This window comes from Halomonas sp. 3D7M, from assembly GCF_014897885.1.
Taxonomy (GTDB): domain Bacteria; phylum Pseudomonadota; class Gammaproteobacteria; order Pseudomonadales; family Halomonadaceae; genus Vreelandella.
Genome location: NZ_JABUZF010000152.1, coordinates 1 through 1,240, shown reverse-complemented (window position 1 = coordinate 1,240; position 1,240 = coordinate 1). Strand labels below are relative to the sequence as shown.

Genomic DNA, 1,240 nt, shown 5'->3' with positions numbered 1-1,240 from the left:
TGCCGCCGCTGCTTTAGCGGCGGCGGTTACCTGTCTGATTCTCACCAATATTGCGTTTCGCGCGCTAGGTAGCCCGCTTTACTGGATTAGCGAGCTGGCGATTTATGCCATGATTTGGATGACCTTTTTGATAGCCGCCACGGTGTTTAAACGCCGCCAGGGGATAGCGGTCACGTTGCTGAGTGATCTGCTACCGCAAACCGGCCGGAAACTGATAGGTGTCTGGGTAGATGCCATGGTGCTGCTATTTGCCCTGCTGTTAGCGTGGCTTTGTTGGCGTTGGTATCAGCCCCTTGCACTGGTGCAAGCGGGGTTTGATACCCGTGCTTTTCAAGGGCAAACATTCAATTTTATTTACGCTGAAAACACTTCCACGCTTGGCATTAAAAAATTCTGGGCGTGGTTAATTGTGCCGTGGTTTGCATTTTCCCTTAGCCTGCATGGCTGGACGAATCTTATCCAGTCACTCAAACAGTGGCGAACGCCGACCCAAGCACCCACCGCCAAAACGCTACGCTAATCCTGCTTACCCTATTGACGGTACGTTTATGACGATTGCTGTTTTCTTGCTGCTGTTGCTCGGCGCTGTGCCCATTGCGCTAGTGCTGGTATTGACTGCCATGTGGTATATCCAGATGTCAGGCAATACGGTGTTGTTTGATTCGTATCCACAGCAGCTGTTTAGCGCCATTGAAAGCTATGGATTACTGGCGATTCCGTTATTTATGTTGGCGGGCGAATTAATGAATGAAGGCGGTTTAACCCGCCGTTTAATCGCTCTAGCGCGCATTTTAGTAGGAGGATTTCGCGGTGGACTCGCCTATATCAATTTAGTCGCCAACATGATGATGGCGGCGATTATTGGTTCGGCAGCCTCGCAAATTGCCATTATGTCTCGTGCAATGGTGCCAGCAATGGAGCAGGAAGGTTATGACAAATCCTACAGCGCAGCGATTACCGCCGCGGGTGGGCTACTGTCGCCGATTATTCCACCTTCCATGCTGTTTGTGTTGTTTGGCGTCATGGCCCAAGTGCCTATTGCGGAAATGTTTATTGCTGGGTTGTTGCCAGGGCTGCTTTTGGGAACCAGCTTTTTTATCGTGATTGCCTTGGTAGGTTTGGTTCAGCAGTACCCTAAAGGCCAGTGGCCTACTCGCTCTCAGGCGCTTCATGACCTGCTTTGGGGGCTGCCTGCACTGCTCATTCCCGTGATCATTATTGGCGGTATTTTGTGGGGGGT

Annotated in this window: 2 protein-coding genes; both read left to right on the top strand. The window is 51.2% G+C overall.

Going from position 1 to position 1,240, the window contains the following annotated elements; all coding sequences use genetic code 11:
• The coding region (locus INT22_RS07320; RefSeq protein WP_226912487.1) for a TRAP transporter small permease at positions 1–520 on the top strand (520 nt) is incomplete at its 5' end.
• A 28-nt stretch (positions 521–548) separates the two neighbouring features.
• Positions 549–1,240: TRAP transporter large permease subunit (locus tag INT22_RS07315; RefSeq protein WP_193067968.1), on the top strand; the 692-nt coding region annotated here is incomplete at its 3' end.